The sequence below is a fragment of the Pedobacter sp. SG908 genome, assembly GCF_011759615.1.
GTDB classification, from domain to species: Bacteria; Bacteroidota; Bacteroidia; order Sphingobacteriales; family Sphingobacteriaceae; genus Pedobacter; species Pedobacter riviphilus.
In genome coordinates, this window is sequence record NZ_JAAOYY010000003.1 from 271,214 (window position 1) to 289,251 (window position 18,038).

The window sequence follows — 18,038 nt, forward strand, 5'->3', positions numbered from 1 at the left end:
ATCATAAATTATGGCTCAAGATAAAATCAGCCTCTCAAGCTTCAATCAAACTATATTTAAGAAGATCTTGATTGGATTAATATTATTTTTCTGTTTTATTATTTTTCTTGACAGCAATTTTTCGCCTGTAAAATCAAATGCTGAATTTATTAATGATTCTGAAGGCTATCGCTCCAAAAACGGAAAAGAACGTATTTTTAGTGTTCAAACCTCCAATAAAAAATACAGGATCTCGGCCCAGCTTTTTAATATTATAAACGAGAAAGATTCCCTGCTAATCTATAGATCAAAAGTAACCGGCATTATCTTATATTATGGCTTGCGGAAATCTAATGTAATTATTGTTTGTAAAACCCGGTTTTTTAAGGATGATTTTTTTGGATTAGTTACCAGTACTTTAGGTGTTTTGCTAGCGTAATTCTCTATTTTAACAGTAAACTAGCACAAAACGTTACCCTCCAAGGAATTTTAGTCTTTTTGATTATCATTTCTTTGGTTTTCCTAAGAAACTACTTTGGTGCACATTATTTATGGGAGTTCTAATTTTTTCAATATTAATCATCCCCTCTCCTCACAAAATTGCGCATATCGCTGCCGCTAGGACTTTGGAAAATCTCCAGATCAAAATAAGGTACCGCAGCTAACAAATGATCAAAAATATCAGCGGCCACTTCTTCGAAACGCTTTAATCCTTTTTCTTTCGAGAATACATAAATCTCAATCGGCAATCCGTTTTCTGTAGCCTGTAACTGGCGCACCATAAAGGTGAGTTCCTTGTTAATGTGTGGATTGCTTTCAAGGTATTTTTCCGCATAAACCCTAAAAGTTCCGATGTTGGTCATGTGGCGGCCGTTAACCAGATTATTGGGATTCACCGTATTTTCGGCATTATAGCGTTCTATAAATTGTTGTGTTTCTTTGAGGTAATCTTTCAAAAAATCGATACTCTGTAGTCTTCCAATCAGCTCTTCATCACAGAATTTAATACTCGAAATCTTGATATTAATATGTCGTTTAATCCTCCTGCCCTCACTTTCTTCCATAGCGCGCCAGTTTTTAAACGATTCGCTCACAATGGCATAACTTGGCACAATGGTTACGGTTTTATCCCAGTTTCGCACTTTAATAGTAGTTAAATTTATTTCAGTTACTTCACCATCGGCACCATATTTCTCTACGGTAATCCAATCTCCTACCCTAACCAGATCAATTGCACTCATTTGTACAGAAGCTACAAAACCTAAAATCGGATCTCTAAAAACCAGAATAAACACAGCGGTAACTGCGCCAAAACCACCGAAAACATACAGCGGCGATTCGCCAAGAATAATCGACAGGATGAGCACAAAACCAACAATATAAAATACAATTTTAGCTACCTGTTTATAACTTCTAATGGGTTTATCGGCATATTTCTTTGATGATTCCATGATGGATACCACAGCATTCAGAAATGCATTTATGGCAAACATCACTGCTAAAACCATGTAGATTTTAGCAAAAATTAAGGCATAAAATAACCCGTTTTTAAAATCGATAAAAAGGTAAGGAACAGCATTGTAAATAATATAAGCCCCAAATATTAATGCAAATGCCCTGAAAACACGGAATTCGAACAGCGCTTTCTGCCAGTCGGATTTTGTCTTTGCACTTTTTACCACACCGATAAAAAGCTGTCGCGTTAAAAATATGGTGATGAACAGAAATAAAATAACACCAAGCAGCCCGATAAAAAAGTAAGCATAAACGAGCTCGCCACCAGCAAGACCTTTGCCAGCAAGCCAGTTTCTGAGTTCGTTAAACAGGGATTGAAACTCCGGGATGTTCATTAAGGCAATTTAGGATTTATTGATCAGAAAATTAAATGTCGCTAAATAAAGCAAAATGGTTTGTGAGACACAAACCATTAGCCTAACTCCTTGGTCTGTGTCATCACAGACCGAAAGTAAAAATAAGTTGATTAAAACATTTATACCGATCTGTGAGGACACAGACCAGGGATGAGAGGACACAAACCTACTGCACGCATTTTAAACCTTTTCTACCCAGTTGCCGTCGTCTTTAATGATATCGATCAGTTCGTCTAAGGCATAAGCGGTAGTTACGTTTTTCTTTACTACTTCTTTACCGCGGTATAAAGTAATTTTATCAGGCCCGGTGCCTACATAACCGTAATCGGCATCGGCCATTTCGCCTGGACCGTTAACTATACAGCCCATGATACCGATTTTTATCCCTTTTAAATGGTCGGTACGTGAACGGATTAATTGAGTGGTTTCTTGTAAATCGAAAAGTGTTCTTCCACAACTTGGGCAAGAAATATATTCTGTTTTACTAATACGCGTACGTGTAGCCTGTAAAATCCCAAAACTGGCAGCATTAATCAACGAAAGGTTTTGACCTTGTGCATCAATCCACACACCATCTCCAAAGCCATCGGTAAATAAAGCGCCAATATCGGTTGCAGCATAAAGCATTAAATGATCGGCATCAACATCCTGGTAAGTTCTTTTTATAATGACAGGAATCTGGATGTTTTCCTCCTGTAGAGCAACAAAAAAGGCTCTTTGTTCGGCCATTCCGTGTGTTGCAGCGGTTTCGAGGATTAGAACAACCGTATTATCCAATTGTGCAATTGTTGCATTGCTAAATTGTTTTGAATCAATCTGTACGAAATTCAAAAAATCGTCTTTAATATCCGCCGAACCATATTCTGCAAGCGTATATAAAGGGTGACAGTTGTTTTTATCGTTAAGTTTTAGCCACGTTTGGTAGTTGTAAACCTGTTTTAAATTTCCAGGGAAAGAGAACGATGGTAAATTATCACCCAAGAAGGCTAAATCGCAAGCCTGATCGGCCAAATTATATTTATCTAAACCTGCACTGTAATGGTAACCAACTGAACTTAAAAAGTAAGGATCTTTTAAATTTTCTTTAGAAACATCGATCATTACTACTGGGTGGTGATGCCCCCCGATATGTTGTACAGGTGTGGTGATACGGCGGCTGTACTCGTAAGGACTATATGTTGAGCGGAGGGCATGGGTCGTGGACCGTAGATTAATCGACTCTTGACTTCCGACTTCGGACTTCGGACTTCTTAAAGCATAACGATCTGCCAGGGCTTTAGCTACAGGTGCTTCAAATTCGGGATCTTCGGTTAACGAAACACGGATGGTATCACCAAGTCCATCTTCTAATAAAGTTCCAATACCAACGGCTGATTTAATGCGTCCGTCCTCACCATCACCGGCTTCGGTAACGCCTAAATGCAAAGGATAATTCATCCCCTCTTTAGCCATAGTTTCTACCAACAAGCGATAGGCTTGAACCATTACCTGGGTATTGCTGGCTTTCATCGAGATCACCAGGTTATAATAATTCTGGTCTTCGCACATGCGGATAAACTCCATTGCCGATTCAACCATTCCGCGGGGAGTATCGCCATAATGGCTCATAATCCGGTCGGAAAGCGATCCGTGGTTTGTACCAATGCGCATGGCCGTGCCGTACTCTTTACAGATTTTAACTAGAGGGATAAACTTTTTGTAAATCCGGCTTAACTCTGCATTGTAAGCATCCTGTGTATATTCTATATTCTCGAATTTCTTTTTATCTGCATAATTGCCAGGGTTAACCCTTACTTTTTCTACAATACGCGCAGCCATTTCTGCAGCATTAGGTGTAAAATGGATATCGGCAATTAATGGCACATGATAACCTCGGAAACGTAGTTCTTTTTTAATATTGGCCAGATTTTCGGCTTCTTTAATGCTTGGTGCAGTGATACGAACATATTCGCAGCCAGATTCTACCATGCGGATCGTCTGCGCTACAGTACCCAAAGTATCCATGGTATCGGTGGTTGTCATCGATTGAATCCGGATCGGATTGTGCCCACCTAAAGCAATATCACCTATGTTAACTTCTCGGGTTAAATACCTAGAATAAGCGGTTAAACTGTTGCAATATCCGCCAGCCAGATCATGTTTTGCCAATATATTTTCCATCTACCGGCAAAGATAAGGATTGTTGGAATTTTTGATGTTGTAATGTTGTAATTAAATCGGTTGATTATAAAGGAATAATTTGATTTTTTTTGGAAACGGAAGGGCAGCAGTACCTGGGAAATGCAGTCCCGCTTTACGCTTTACTCCGTTGCACTTCGTGTTCGCTTCAATCGGGTTTATTTTTAACGGTGGGTGGGTTTGGCATCATTGCACCAGCCCAAGTTTCATAAACGGGATGGAAGCGGCATCCTCCGATTTAAGCATTGTTATTTATTATTTGTGGTATGCTTGCTTGTTTCACAGGTTTCATCGGAGATATAGCGAACAGCTCGGGTAACTAAAATAGTTGTATTGACTTTGCTTTTCTAACTTATATCAAACGATCCTTTATCACCAAAGTATTGGCAGCAATATCGTGCCAGCATTGGTTTTTCTTATTGAGGAAGCTGTACAGGTAACCAAAGAAAACAGGAATTACAGATAAGATTTTAGATAAATTGCGGATTAAAGAAATACCAAAAGAAACCCGGCTGCCTTCTAAATCGGTTACTTTAATGTTAAGGAGTTTTTTACCTATAGTGGCTTGACTGGCCGATGCCTCTGCAATACTGCCATAAATTAGTTTAATAATAAATATGGATGGGAATGGAATTAGAAAAGCCATAATCCGCTGATCTTTTCCTTGGATAAAAATATAGCTTGTTAAAATAACAATGCTATATATCCCAAAAATAATAAAATGATCAATCACCGATGCCAGCAATCTTTGGTCGAAGGCGGCAAAATATTGTGGAGCTGTTTTTTGATAACTAAAACCCAAAAGCTCACGCAATTCGGGAATTGCGTGAGCTTCTCTATAATCATCCATCCCAGGTTTACGGATAAATGTATTGGGTTTGATGTCTAAATCTTTAAGTTCGGTTAAGCTATAAGGCCCTTGTGGCTTACCGTTAACTACAACTACGTATTCTTTATCAGGACTCATTTAAAATCAGGATTGTTTGGTTTTAAGGATTACAGGATCTGTGCTGTATAAAAGTTAGATCGGATAAAGCCTTCGGCCTTTCACCTTAAAACCTTCCGTCTCCTAGTATCTGCTCACCTCAAAGTTACTCAATCCGCCATCTAAATTGATAAAGATTTTTTTGGTTGAGGTTTTATAATTTGAAGTTTCGTAAACACCATCGCTCAATTTTTCAAAACCATCGAAATCTTTAGCTGATAAACCTGTTTTGGTTTTAATTCGGCAGCCTGAATTGGTAGGCACCTTAATTTTAACATCTGCCACACCAGATTTCACAATTACATCAGTTATTGGCAATAAATCTCCCAATTTAATATCCAAAGCTGCTGCTCCACCATCAAAGCGGAAAGTACGTACTTTGTAATTGGCAAAATCAAAGTTTGCTTCACCAGCGCCGAGTTTCATTAAAATATCCCAGTTGGCCTCTTTGTTCAATTTAAAGTTAACATCGTTACCACCATCACCAAAATTCCATTTGCTCTTTTTATCGTCCATTTGGAAAGTAAGTACCGTAGCACTATCGGTAAGCAATTTCTTTAAAGAGAAGTTACCATGTCTTTTCTTTACGTCGGCATTGATCAATTCCGATGTTTCACCATCAAGATTAAATGAAATGCCACCTCCAGAAATATTTAATATCGTTTTTTTCGTATTATCTGCAGCTACAAATGGTTCAGATAACCTTAAGTGATTATATGATGTGTCGTTATCCTTATCATCTTCGTCGTTATCATCATTGTTGTGTTCGATATTAATGTCGACATCTTTTTTAAATTGACGCCCCCACCAATTGCCATGTTCGGGAACCTGCTGGCCTTTATAAAAAAGGAAACAAAGGGCAACTACTAAAACACCAATAGAAATAATACTGCCTGTTTGCGAATTGTTTTTATTAAACAGGATATTTAAACCTGCTATGATTAAGAATACTGGCCAAAAGCTCCAAACGTTGCGCCAATAAAAATTGATTACGCCAAAGTTTTCGAGTAGAAGTACACCGCCGATAAAAAGCAGGATAATACCCCAAATTAATCTATCTAATTTCATTTTATTTATACTTGAGGGTTAGCGGATGTTGAATTATCGTCTTTATTAACAGGTGCTGTCGGTTCATTTTCTACAATAGCTTCAGAAAAATCAGCTGTTTTTTGTTGTTCAGCCTCCTGCTGGTGCTGAAAAGCAGCCCAGTCGTTTTTTCTTTTTGATTTGGCTATAATGCTTATACCTAAAGCAATAAATATTAATGGCCACATGTACCTGAATAAATTGCGGATACTAAACCAATCAGGTATAAAATCCATTTCGCGCATCAGGAAAAAACATCCTATTACCAGCAATACCAACCCGCCTATGGTGCGGCCGGTATCATTAGATTTATTGAATTTACTGAAATCAGGCTGTGTTTCGAAAGGTGTTTTCTGTGTGCCGTCTACAGGTTGTGTCCAATTCTGATTTCCCTGATTAGCAGGTCCTGCAAAAGGATCGGCAGTTCCAAACGGTTGTGTATTTGGATTTTTATTACCAAAGTAATCGTTAAATTTAGAAAATCTTGCTGTCGGATCGTTGTTCACCGGAACAATAATCCACATTACAATATAGGCAACTAAGCCACCTCCAGCCATAAATATAGCCGATAATGCAAACAATAATCTGATTATGGTAACCTCAACTTGCATGTAATCTGCAAGTCCCGAAGCTACACCGGCAATCATCTTATCGTGTTCGTTTCTAAAAAGCTTCTTTTCCATAACGTTGTTCATTTTGTGTTTAAAAATCAAGCGGAGTAATTAAAACCTCATCTACATTTACCCCTTTACTTAAGTTTAAGATGGTAAACAAAGTTTCTGCAATATCTTCAGGCTGCACAAATTTTTCATCTGGAATTGTTGTGCCTTCCCAAGATGAAGTTTTAGTAGAACCTGGCAAAAATGCTGTTACTTTAACATTGTGAGGTGCTAACTCTTGCCGCAATACATGATTTAGACTTAACATCGCTGCTTTTGTTACACTATAACTACCACCATCTTTTACAGGTGCTTTACTGGCCACTGAACAGATATTGAATATATGGCCTCGCTTTGCTGAGCGCATTTTTTTTCCAATAAACTTACTGATATAATAACCGGCATTCGTATTTAAATGCTGTTGTTTTTCGAAAGTTTCGTCATCCTCATCGAGCATACTGCCAGGCAAAAAAATCCCCACATTATTTACCAAAACATCTATTTGATCAAGATTTATAGCTGTCGAATTTAAAAAAGCGTACACCTCTTCTTTAACCGAACAATCTGCTGCCTGGATAAAAACAACATTCCCATAGGGGGCTAATTCTTGTCGAAGCCTTTCGAGTTCGTCTAAACCTCTTGCTATCAAAACTAAATCGCACCCATTTTGGGCAAATTTAAAGGCAATAGCTCTACCAATTCCTTTAGTTGCACCGGTTATTACAGCTTTCATTATTTATGGTTTAATTTTTGTTAACAAAAAACCATATTTATATTCAAAACCACGAATATTTTTGCAATTAGCTAAGCGCTCCAACTTTTTTATCGTTTCTTTGTAGTATTATAAATGATCATTTAAATTAAGCAAATATATACGGAATGAATTTTACCAATTTCGGCAGATACATCCTGCTACTCAAGTCTGTATTCAGAAGGCCGGAAAAACTGAAAATATACCTGAAAGAAATAGCCAAACAAATGGATTATGTTGGTGTAGGCTCTTTAGGTTTAATTGCTATTATCTCTACTTTTATCGGTGCAGTAATGACTTTACAAATTGCTTTCCAGCTGGTTAGTGATTTTATTCCAAAAACAATTATCGGTTCTGTAAACCGCGATTCGAGTATATTAGAGTTAAGTCCAACTATTAGTGCAATTGTTTTGGCAGGAAAAATCGGGTCGGCCATTTCATCGGAAATTGGTTCGATGCGTGTTACCGAACAGATTGACGCTTTAGAAATTATGGGTATAAATGCCCCAGGCTACCTCATCCTCCCTAAAATTATTTCAGGCATAACCATGGTACCTATGCTGGTTATCATTTCTATGTTTTTAAGTATTACCGGTGGATATATTGGCGGTTCTATTTCAGGTGCTGTTACACCTGCCGAATATATTCAGGGCATCACAACCGATTTTAACCCTTATACCATAACCGTAGCTTTGGTAAAAGCATTTGTGTTTGGTTTTATTATTACTTCAGTTCCGGCGTACGAAGGTTTTTATGTGCGTGGTGGTGCTTTAGAAGTTTCGCAGGCCAGTACAAGGGCTGTTGTAATTAGCTGTATTTCTATTTTAGCTTGCGATTATATCGTGACCCAATTGTTATTGTAATGATCGAAATTAAAGATATTTATAAATCGTTCTCCGGCAATGATGTATTACAAGGCATTTCTGGAAAGTTTGAAGAAGGTGTAACCAATTTAATTATCGGTGGCTCGGGATCAGGAAAGACAACTTTGTTAAAATGTATGGTGGGTTTACACCAGCCAGATTCAGGTTCAGTGTTGTACGATGGTCGTGATTTTACACCAATGACCTACGAACAACGGATTGAAGTGCGTAAAGAAATCGGTATGTTATTTCAAGGCTCTGCCTTGTTTGATAGTATGACCGTTGAAGAAAACATCATGTTCCCCTTAAACATGTTTACTGATCAAAGCAGAAAAGAAAAACTAGAAAGGGTTGATTTTTGTTTAGAGCGGGTAAACCTTGCAGGTAAGAACAAATTGTTTCCGGCAGAATTATCGGGCGGAATGAAAAAACGTGTAGGTATTGCACGTGCTATTTCCATGAACCCGAAGTATCTGTTCTGTGATGAGCCGAACTCGGGATTAGATCCGAAAACTTCGATCGTAATTGATGAGTTGATTCAGGAAATTACCGAAGAATACAAAACCACCACCATTGTGGTAACGCACGATATGAACTCGGTAATGGGGATTGGTGATTATATTTTATTCTTACACGAAGGAAAAAAATTCTGGGAAGGCAGCAATAAAGAAATCGCACATACCGACATTAAAGAGCTGAACGACTTTGTGTTTGCCAGCCGCTTCATGAAAGCTGCAAAAGATAAGTTTTAAGAAAATTCTTATATTTGCAATATGACTACGGCTACAAAAAATATCATTCACAAGTTGGAAACCTTACCAGAAAGCATGGTAAACGAGGTAGAAGATTTTATTGATTTTTTAAAAGCTAAACATTCAAAGACTTTTCCAAAGTCAAAAAGCGAAGAAAAAAATATTGTTGAAGAACCAAAAGGCCTTTATGGCGCTGCCAAAGGAACAATTCTTTATATTTCTGATGATTTTAACGAGCCATTAGACGAGCTAAAGGATTATATGTAATGCGTTTTTTATTAGACACACACATATTTCTATTTTTTATTAATGGAGATAATGCCATTTCAAAAAAGATTATAGAGGTCATAAACAATCCTGATACCGAAAAACATATAAGTATTGTTAGCATTTGGGAAATTACAATAAAGCTAAATATTGGAAAGCTGAAGTTAAAAGATGATATAAACTCAATTTATCAATTGCTCGATAAGTATCAGGTAAAAATTCTTCAACCTTCTAAATACGATTTTATCACTTATTCTAAATTACCATTAATACATAAAGACCCTTTTGATAGGCTTATTATTTCACAAGCAATAGCTAATGATTTAATGCTGATAACAGATGATCAATATATCAAAAGCTATCCAAATTTAAAGTTATTTTAACACATGATACAATTACTTGCCCCCACCCACTGGAAAGATTATGAACTGATCGATTGCGGGGATTTTGAAAAATTAGAACGTTTTGGAAATGTCATACTGATCCGTCCTGAGCCGCAGGCGGTATGGAAAAAAACATACTCAGAACAGGATTGGAAAAAAACAGCCAACATCACTTTTAGGGGGCGTTCAGCTACTTCTGGCGAATGGGTAAAGAAAAATCTATCCATTCCAGACCGTTGGTATGTAGCATATGAAAATAATGAAGTAGCCATTAAACTCCGTTTAGGTTTAACTTCTTTTAAACATGTTGGCGTATTCCCAGAACAGGCCGTAAATTGGGATTTTATCTCGTCATCGATTAAAAAATTTAAAACACCGCAACCTAAGGTTTTAAATCTTTTCGCTTACACTGGTGCGGCATCGCTAATTGCAAATGCGGCAGGCGCAGAAACTACCCACGTAGATTCGATTAAGCAGGTAGTAACCTGGGCAAATGAAAATCAGGAGCTTTCGGGATTGAAAGATACCCGTTGGATGGTTGAGGATGCGCTAAAGTTTGTAAAGAAAGAATTAAAAAGAGGCAAAAAATACAACGGTATTATTCTAGATCCACCAGCTTATGGCCATGGCCCTAATGGCGAAAAATGGAAACTGGAAGACCATATCCAGGAAATGATGCAGGATGTTGTACAGCTGCTGGATGAAAAAGAACATTTTCTTATCCTAAACACCTACTCACTTGGTTTTTCTTCGGTAATTGTTGAAAATTTAATCCGTACATCATTCCCATCAGTACAAAACCTTGAGACTGGAGAACTGTTTCTACAGGCTACATCAGGCGTCAAATTACCATTGGGTGTATTTGGCAAATTCTGCAATGTGTAAATGTTGATTACTTTATTTTAAACTACCAGATTTCCACCCTACTTTCATCAAAACAGATTCGGAAAACTGTTTAACTTTAATTATCTATAATATATTTATGAAATTCCCTCAATTAGCAGGCACACTAATACTTGGTTTTGCCGCAATCAGCTTATTTGCCAACTGTAACTCAGATGGCAAGAGTAGTGGCGGTATCGGTAAAATCTTTTCTTCTGATTCGACTAAAAAGAAAACGGACTCAACGGTAAACGTAATGAAACCGGTTGATCCAAAGCTTTATGATTCTTTGGTAAAAAAATTGGCAAACGGAGATACTACCGGGAAATGGCCAGTAAAAAAGCAACCATATCCTTTGGCTGGAGCTATTTTACCTTTTAAACGTATAGTTGTTTATTATGGAAACCTGCATTCGAAAAAAATGGGTGCACTTGGTGAATATGCGCCTAAAGAAATGTGGCAACGCTTAAATGCTGAAGTTAAACATTGGGAAAAGGCCGATCCTTCTACCCCGGTACAACCAGGATTACATTATATTGCCGCAGTAGCAAGTGGAACACCTGGGAAAGATGGAAAATACATCAACAGGATGGGCAATAAACAGATCGACTCTGTTCTGAAAATTGCCAAAATGCAACCTAACACGATAGTATTTTTAGATCTTCAGGTAGCTTTAAGTACTATAAAAGCAGAATTACCTCATATCGCAAAATACCTGGAATTGCCATACGTTCATTTAGGTATTGATCCAGAATTTTCAATGAAAGACGGAACATTACCAGGCAAAAAAATTGGCACCTACGATGCTGCAGATGTTAATTATGTAACCGGATATTTAGCAGACATTGTTAAAAAATACAATTTACCTCCAAAAGTATTTGTATTACACCGTTTTACAAAGAAGATGGTAACTAATTCAGCTAACATTAAATTACGTCCTGAGGTGCAGGTGGTGGTGCATATGGATGGATGGGGCGAACCTGAACTGAAAAAAGGAACCTATCGCCATTTCATTCAGGCAGAGCCTGTACAGTTTACAGGCTTCAAGCTGTTTTACAAAAATGACCTGAAGAAAGATCCTAAACGGTTAATGACTCCTGAAGAGCTGTTAAAGCTTACACCAAAACCGATATATGTTCAATATCAATAATTTAAAGAGGATGTATCATGAGTTAAACAAACAGGTTAATGTAGCTACATCTCTATAAAGAATTAAAAGCAATAAAGCGGCAATTTTCAAATCGAAAATTGCCGCTTTTTATTTAAGCAAAAGATAGTCTTCAAGTTTAATCTGGCATCCTAAGGCTAAAAATGACTTATGATGCAACCTCTTTTTTTGTTTCTGGGCCAACAGAATATCTATTTTTCAACACATTTAACCCTAAATTACTGTCTAAAAAGCGCCTACTTAAAACTTATAGGAATAATCGCTATCCAATCAATGTTTAATATCAAAAAAATGTCTTTTTTTGATTTATTTAAAAATTGGAATAAATATATAATGTAGGATATGCAAACAGCAACATTTGGCGGAGGCTGCTTTTGGTGCACTGAAGCCGTTTTTCAGACGTTAAATGGAGTAAGCCAGGTTACAGCGGGCTATATGGGAGGAGATTTAAAGCACCCTACCTATATGGAAATTTGTAATGGCGATACCGGGCATGCAGAAGTAATTCAAATCACATTCGATGAAAGCATTATCTCGTTCAGTGAGCTTCTATTGGTATTCTTTAAAACCCATAATCCAACAACCTTAAACAGGCAGGGGAATGATGTTGGTACACAATACCGCTCGGTGGTTTTTTACGAAAATGAAGAGCAAAAAAAACTAACAGAGGAAATAATCGAAGATTTAACCCAACAACATATTTTCAACAAGCCAATTGCGACAGAAGTTTCTCCTATAGCCGAATTTTATGAGGCTGAAGACTATCATCAGAACTATTTTAATAACAATCAGGGAAAACCCTATTGCGCTTTTGTGATACAACCAAAGTTGAATAAGTTTGCTACTGATTTTAAAGATAAAATTAAACCAGAGCTTTTGGAATAATTAAATTTCGAAGGTAAGCAGGGCATGCTGACTAGCCGTATGAATATCTCTCCAAACCCTATTAATTTCTGATTCTTTTTTTGCGGCTTCTAAGCCACAGTATGGAAATAAAGTAGCTGCCGATTTCCAACAGGTATGGGCCAATTTACGACTGATTAAACTCACCTCGCTTAATTTCTCATCAGCAATTTCCCCATTACCCATTAACTGATCCCAAGACTCGTCAAACGCATCATAGAATTTTGTACGAAGGCCCAGTACTTCTGCTTTACAACGGTTAAGTTCGCTATTAAAAAACAAAATTTGCGCCTCGCTATACCTGCCCAATCCGGAACGCGAATAAAAAGATTGTTCTACCAGTTTAATGAAATGATTGGTCATTCCTAAACTATTTACGGTTAACGTGGTTTCTGCGAGCTGTAAAAAAGGGTAATCAAAGCCAGCATCTGCTACTTCAATTTGTTGATTAATTTTAAAGGTCCTATTTTCGTCAACGCTTAAATCGCAAACTTCAAAAGCATGGCTCCCTGTAGCTATTAAACCAAAGTAAGACCAACCGGGCAAAATATTTACTTCTTCTTTTTTAAGGATGAACGATTTAATTTCAGGCGCTCCATTTTCATCCAAAATATCATCGCCATTTTCGTTTTTAAGTGTGCAGTTAGCTGTAAATATAGTAGCATGTAATGCACCACTGGCATAACTCCATTTTCCATTGAGCAGATAGCCTCCCTTGGTTTTAATGGCTACCCCACCAACAGCACCACTCCCTGCAAAACAAACCTCACGGTCGGCAAAAATCTCTGCTGCCAATCCAGGATTTAAAAACCCGGCAAACCAGCCTGCGCCGGCGCAAAGGGTTATGGTCCAACCTAAACTTCCGTCGGCTTCTGCCAGTTCTTCTTCCAATCTTAAAATTTCAGGAAGTTTTTTGTTTGGCCCACCATAAATTTCGGGTACAAAAAGCTTAAACCAGTTCTCCTGATAGGCCAGTTCTAAAATTTCGGGGTGAAGTTTACCCATTTTTTCAGAAAGTGCTGCATAAGCTTTTACTTTCTCCTGCCAGGTGATGGTTAATGTTTCTTGCATAATTATTTTTTGCTTTGCGTACGAAAGTAGTTAAGCCAGTTTGAGCCTGCTTTTGTTAATGATCTTCTTCCAGTCTAAAAATCCAAATATGGCAACTATAAACAAAAATGTAGTTAAACAGGCCATAAGTGGAAGCTTTTTATGAAACAGCAATGGAATGGCAACAATATTCGAAATGTTCAGGAATATCCAGTTTTCTATTTTGCGTCTGGCTAACAGCCACATGCCTGCCCAGGCGGTAGAAGAAACAAATGCATCGAATAAGGGCACATCCGAATCAGTATAATGCCTTAATACAAGATAAAGCGCTCCAAATCCGATCACAGCAATTAAAACAGCAATGATTAATTCTTTATTGCTCGACCATGAAACCTGGTTTTCTCCATCCAACTTCCTTTTTTTCCAGATTATCCATCCGTAAATGCTCATCACCAGATAATAAATATTTAAAAGCACCTCAGCATATAATTTAACACCTAGCAATAAAAACATCCACAATAAAACAGAAATTATTCCCGTTGGATAAAGCCAGATACTATTCTTCTTCGCCAATAAAACTTCAGATACTCCAAAACCAACAGCCAACCATTCGATTAATGAGGTGTGTATAATCTGCTCCTGAAAAAGCTTAAACCAATCTTGAAAATTCATTTACAATAATTTGCCTGCGACCAGTAAAAATAATTAGACACCGTTTTCGGGGCGAAACAGTTTTGTAAATTTTAACCTCTTCCTACGGCGGCATTACCCGCATCAGGTTCATTTAAGGTTGAGGGCTGGAGGGTTGTAAGGTCGAGGGGAAACCCTCTGCCTTCTACCTATCTACCTTTCACCTCAAAATGGGTATAATCTCAGCAAATTGATGGCAACAGAAATTGCAGCATCAACAAGCACCCCTTTGAGCAAGGCAAATATAGGTTTAAAAATGAAATGTTTTGATTGAAATGTGGAGAGTTGTCAACTTTCTTGCCACCAGGCCATTAAAGTTGACAACTCTCAGGTCTATTTAAAACAAGCCCAGCTGCCCCTTATCATCAATATCGATATCATCAGGATTGGTGATTTCAAAATCTATCTTTTTGGCAGGTTTTTCTTCTGCTTGGGGTTTATCTTCGGCTTTAACTTCTTCTTTTTTAACCGGCTCGGCTTCTGGCTTTGCTTTTTCTACCACAGGCTTTTCTACCGCAGCAGGTTTTTCCTTTACCTCGGGTTCATCAGCCTTAACCACAGGAGCTTCTGCCCGTTCGAATTTTGGTTTTGGCTGCGTTACAACAGGTTTGTCTACTGCCTCTTCCGGCACTTCTGCGTCTGTTACTGTTTCCTCATTCGCAATCATCTCTTCGTTTGTAACCGCTTCATCTAGTGTTTCTTCACCATCTTCTCTCTCGTCAATTGCTGCTACCTCAACCTCTTCAATTTCTATTTCAGGCTCTTCTAATACTACTTTTTGAACATCGTGCGGCGACAGTCTATTGCCATTTGCTTTTAGTCCTTTAACATCAATCAGTTCTGCCAAGGTTAAATCCAGTGTTTCCGGAATTTGGGTTTTACCCTTTAAAACATCAACAATAACTTTTGCTGCCGGATTTGAAGTAAGGTGCAACAATCTCGATTTCTGCTCTTCGCTAATGAAAATAGTTTTCCTTCCGTTGGCTTGCAGTTCGAATGCAAAACGTTTGATAAAATAGTTTTGTGCTTTGCCTTCAAAATGGACTGCAGCAAAAATCAGCTCCGGATCAAACTTCTGAATCAAGATTAATCCATCATCAAAGTGATTGCTGAGTTCGAAAGAACTTAATTCGTAATATCCATCTTTGTGTACCTGTAAAATACGATCGTCGCCATCAAATTCACCCAGGTATTTTCCACGGCCATCAACATTTAAGCGCTTTAATAAATCATCGTACCAGATTTTAAGCCCCGATAAGGTAGAAACGCCCTTGCTCTTCAAAATAATTTTCTTAATTGGATATTTCGAAATGATATTCCCCTGCGATCCGCGCCCTTTAATAGCCACTTCTGCAAAATCCTGATCGAACTGAAGCTTGCGCAATTTAGAATGCGGTTTCAGCGCAACATTTACGACCTCAGCCTCACCGTTAGGGTTCGCGGTAAAATATAAAACCTTTGAGCCTTTCGATCCCTTGGTTAAATCGTATTCCTTATCGCGTGTTACCCCAACTACGGCAAACCTTTTAATATACGAAGTACCACTTGCACCATCTTTATAAATCATGTTGTAAATGGTACGCTCGTCGTTTTTCTTAAATACCTGGGCGTGAATAATGCCTTTGCCTACAAAGGTTTTATCGGCCACCTTGGTGATGATACATTTACCATCTTCACGGAAAACAATTACTTCGTCTATATCCGAACAGTCTGCTACGAATTCATCTTTACGTAAACCCGATCCGATAAATCCATCTTCACGGTTCATATACAGTTTCACGTTCGCCAATGCTACTTTCGATGCCTCTACCCGATCGAACAAACGGATTTCGGTTTTACGTTCCCTTCCTTTTCCGTATTTATCTTTTAGTTTCTGGTACCAGGCAATGGCATAATCGGTAAGGTGTTTTAAGTGGTTTTTAACTACTTTAATCTCATCTTCCAGGTTTTTCATCTGCTCATCAGCCTTTTTCACATCAAAACGGGTGATGCTACTCATTGGCTTATCAATCAGCTTCTTAAAATCTTCAGGTAATATTTCGCGGTAAAGCGATGGTTTAAACGGATCGAATAAAATGTGTAATACCTCAACTACGGTTTCAAAATTGGATGAGTTTTCATATTCAGGATTTTTGTACATCCCTTCCTGAATAAATATTTTAAGTAACGAACTAAAGAAAATCTTCTCCTGCAATTCGTGCAGGCGGATTTCGAGCTCTTTTTTGAGTAAACCCTTGGTGTGTTTTGTATTTTCGATCAGGATATCGTTCACACTTAAAAAGTGCGGTTTATCTCCCTGGATGATACAGGTGTTTGGTGAGATCGATACTTCGCAGGCCGTAAAGGCATAAAGCGCATCAATGGTAACATCGGGCGAAATCCCTGGTGCAAGGTGCACTACAATTTCTACATTGGCCGCGGTATTATCCTCAATCTTTTTAATCTTGATTTTACCTTTATCATTGGCCGATAAAATGCTATCGATAACAGAACCTGTTGTGGTACTGAACGGGACTTCGCTAATCACCAAAGTTTTTTTATCCTTCTCGGTAATTTTCGCCCGCACACGGATTTTACCTCCACGCTGTCCTTCATTATAATTCGAGAAATCGGCCATACCGCCCGTAAAAAAATCGGGCAATATATTGGGGCGCACGCCTTTCAATGCTTCTATCGATGCATCTAATAATTCGATAAAATTGTGCGGCATTACCTTGGTAGCTAAACCTACAGCAATACCTTCAGCCCCCTGCGCCAATAACAAAGGGAATTTTACAGGTAAAGTTATCGGTTCGTTGTTACGTCCATCATAACTTAGCTGCCATTCGGTAGTATCAGGATTAAATACCACCTCGTTGGCAAATTTGGATAAACGTGCCTCAATATAACGGGGTGCCGCAGCGCTATCGCCAGTAACCGGATCGCCCCAGTTACCCTGCATATCAATCAATAAATCTTTTTGTCCAATCTGCACCATCGCATCACCAATAGAGGCGTCACCATGCGGGTGATACTTCATGGTGTTACCGATTACGTTGGCTGCCTTATTAAAACGCCCATCATCCATCTCCTTAAGCGAGTGCATAATGCGCCGTTGAACAGGCTTTAATCCATCGTTAATGTGCGGAACTGCCCTATCGAGAATTACATAAGACGCATAATCGAGAAACCAGTTTTCGTATAAACCGTTGATTGGGGTTATGGTATGTTTGTGCTCTTCGTTTACGTTTTGATCTAATTCTTCACTCATTTATCTACAAAAATTGGCAGCTGTAAATATAATAAAAATGATTGCATAGAATAAAGAGAGGTTATTCACATTTCGAGATGGGAAATTTATTAAAAAACAAGGGCAAGGTGTGTTTTGCTTAGCTCTTGCCGTCATTCCCGCGCAGGCGGGAATCTTAATGCCTGCATATTATAAAATGATTTCTCATCCTATCGGCTGGTGTTTCACCTGCCCAAATCTAAATTTGTTTGTGTTGATTTGGAAAGCAGGGTTCCGTAGGTTTGATTAATGTTTCCTCCGGCTTTCCGGTACGATCTTTTTTACACTCAACCCTACGCTCAG

17 protein-coding genes are annotated in these 18,038 nt (G+C 38.2%); 8 read left to right on the forward strand and 9 right to left on the reverse strand.

What is annotated here, in order from left to right; translation table 11 throughout:
- Nucleotides 1–10: 10 nt before the first annotated feature.
- The gene (locus FHT21_RS21855; RefSeq protein WP_167296857.1) at nt 11–418 is read left to right on the forward strand and encodes a hypothetical protein; all 408 of its coding nucleotides are present in this window, start codon (nt 11–13) and stop codon (nt 416–418) included.
- Between the two features lie 136 nt (nt 419–554).
- On the opposite strand, the gene FHT21_RS21860 is transcribed toward FHT21_RS21855, so the two are convergent.
- From FHT21_RS21860 to FHT21_RS21885, 6 genes are all read right to left on the reverse strand, one after another.
- On the reverse strand, nt 555–1,829 hold the full coding sequence (locus FHT21_RS21860) for a mechanosensitive ion channel domain-containing protein (RefSeq protein WP_167296858.1): 1,275 nt from the start codon (nt 1,827–1,829) through the stop codon (nt 555–557).
- Between the two features lie 201 nt (nt 1,830–2,030).
- A complete protein-coding gene (ispG, locus tag FHT21_RS21865; RefSeq protein WP_167296859.1) occupies nt 2,031–4,010 on the reverse strand; it encodes a (E)-4-hydroxy-3-methylbut-2-enyl-diphosphate synthase in 1,980 nt (659 codons plus the stop codon).
- A 370-nt stretch (nt 4,011–4,380) separates the two neighbouring features.
- On the reverse strand, nt 4,381–4,995 hold the full coding sequence (locus FHT21_RS21870) for an RDD family protein (RefSeq protein ID WP_167296860.1): 615 nt from the start codon (nt 4,993–4,995) through the stop codon (nt 4,381–4,383).
- 102 nt (nt 4,996–5,097) lie between these two features.
- Entirely contained in the window at nt 5,098–6,081 is a 984-nt protein-coding gene (locus FHT21_RS21875; RefSeq protein WP_167296861.1) for a DUF5668 domain-containing protein, read from the reverse strand.
- 5 nt (nt 6,082–6,086) lie between these two features.
- Entirely contained in the window at nt 6,087–6,782 is a 696-nt protein-coding gene (locus FHT21_RS21880) for a PspC domain-containing protein (protein ID WP_167296862.1), read from the reverse strand.
- Between the two features lie 19 nt (nt 6,783–6,801).
- A complete protein-coding gene (locus tag FHT21_RS21885) occupies nt 6,802–7,491 on the reverse strand; it encodes an SDR family oxidoreductase (RefSeq protein WP_167296863.1) in 690 nt (229 codons plus the stop codon).
- A 146-nt stretch (nt 7,492–7,637) separates the two neighbouring features.
- Here FHT21_RS21885 and FHT21_RS21890 point away from each other — a divergent pair, with 146 nt between their 5' ends.
- The 7 genes from FHT21_RS21890 to msrA all read left to right on the forward strand — a co-directional run bounded on the left by FHT21_RS21890 (nt 7,638) and on the right by msrA (nt 12,709).
- Nucleotides 7,638–8,372, forward strand: coding sequence for an ABC transporter permease (locus FHT21_RS21890; protein WP_167296864.1), 735 nt, complete (start codon nt 7,638–7,640; stop codon nt 8,370–8,372).
- Nucleotides 8,372–9,124: an ATP-binding cassette domain-containing protein gene (locus FHT21_RS21895; protein WP_086547603.1), complete on the forward strand. Its 753-nt coding sequence runs from the start codon at nt 8,372–8,374 to the stop codon at nt 9,122–9,124. The genes FHT21_RS21890 and FHT21_RS21895 overlap by 1 nt, the downstream gene beginning before the upstream one ends.
- Nucleotides 9,125–9,145: 21 nt before the next feature.
- Complete coding sequence (locus FHT21_RS21900; protein WP_167296865.1) at nt 9,146–9,391, forward strand: DUF2281 domain-containing protein; 246 nt, start codon at nt 9,146–9,148, stop codon at nt 9,389–9,391.
- On the forward strand, nt 9,391–9,774 hold the full coding sequence (locus FHT21_RS21905) for a type II toxin-antitoxin system VapC family toxin (RefSeq protein WP_167296866.1): 384 nt from the start codon (nt 9,391–9,393) through the stop codon (nt 9,772–9,774). The genes FHT21_RS21900 and FHT21_RS21905 overlap by 1 nt, the downstream gene beginning before the upstream one ends.
- A 3-nt stretch (nt 9,775–9,777) precedes the next feature.
- The gene (locus tag FHT21_RS21910; RefSeq protein WP_167296867.1) at nt 9,778–10,659 is read left to right on the forward strand and encodes a class I SAM-dependent methyltransferase; all 882 of its coding nucleotides are present in this window, start codon (nt 9,778–9,780) and stop codon (nt 10,657–10,659) included.
- 97 nt (nt 10,660–10,756) lie between these two features.
- Entirely contained in the window at nt 10,757–11,806 is a 1,050-nt protein-coding gene (locus FHT21_RS21915) for a hypothetical protein (protein WP_167296868.1), read from the forward strand.
- A 360-nt stretch (nt 11,807–12,166) separates the two neighbouring features.
- A complete protein-coding gene (msrA, locus tag FHT21_RS21920) occupies nt 12,167–12,709 on the forward strand; it encodes a peptide-methionine (S)-S-oxide reductase MsrA (RefSeq protein WP_167296869.1) in 543 nt (180 codons plus the stop codon).
- Here msrA and FHT21_RS21925 read toward each other — a convergent pair whose 3' ends face one another.
- From FHT21_RS21925 to FHT21_RS21935, 3 genes are all read right to left on the reverse strand, one after another.
- Nucleotides 12,710–13,798, reverse strand: coding sequence for an acyl-CoA dehydrogenase (locus tag FHT21_RS21925; RefSeq protein ID WP_167296870.1), 1,089 nt, complete (start codon nt 13,796–13,798; stop codon nt 12,710–12,712).
- Nucleotides 13,799–13,828: 30 nt separating this feature from the next.
- Nucleotides 13,829–14,449, reverse strand: coding sequence for a nicotinamide riboside transporter PnuC (pnuC, locus tag FHT21_RS21930; RefSeq protein WP_167296871.1), 621 nt, complete (start codon nt 14,447–14,449; stop codon nt 13,829–13,831).
- A gap of 355 nt (nt 14,450–14,804) precedes the next feature.
- Nucleotides 14,805–17,717 carry a DNA gyrase/topoisomerase IV subunit A gene (locus FHT21_RS21935; RefSeq protein WP_167296872.1) on the reverse strand — a complete coding sequence of 971 codons (2,913 nt, stop codon included), beginning with the start codon at nt 17,715–17,717 and terminating at the stop codon, nt 14,805–14,807.
- Nucleotides 17,718–18,038 lie beyond the last annotated feature (321 nt).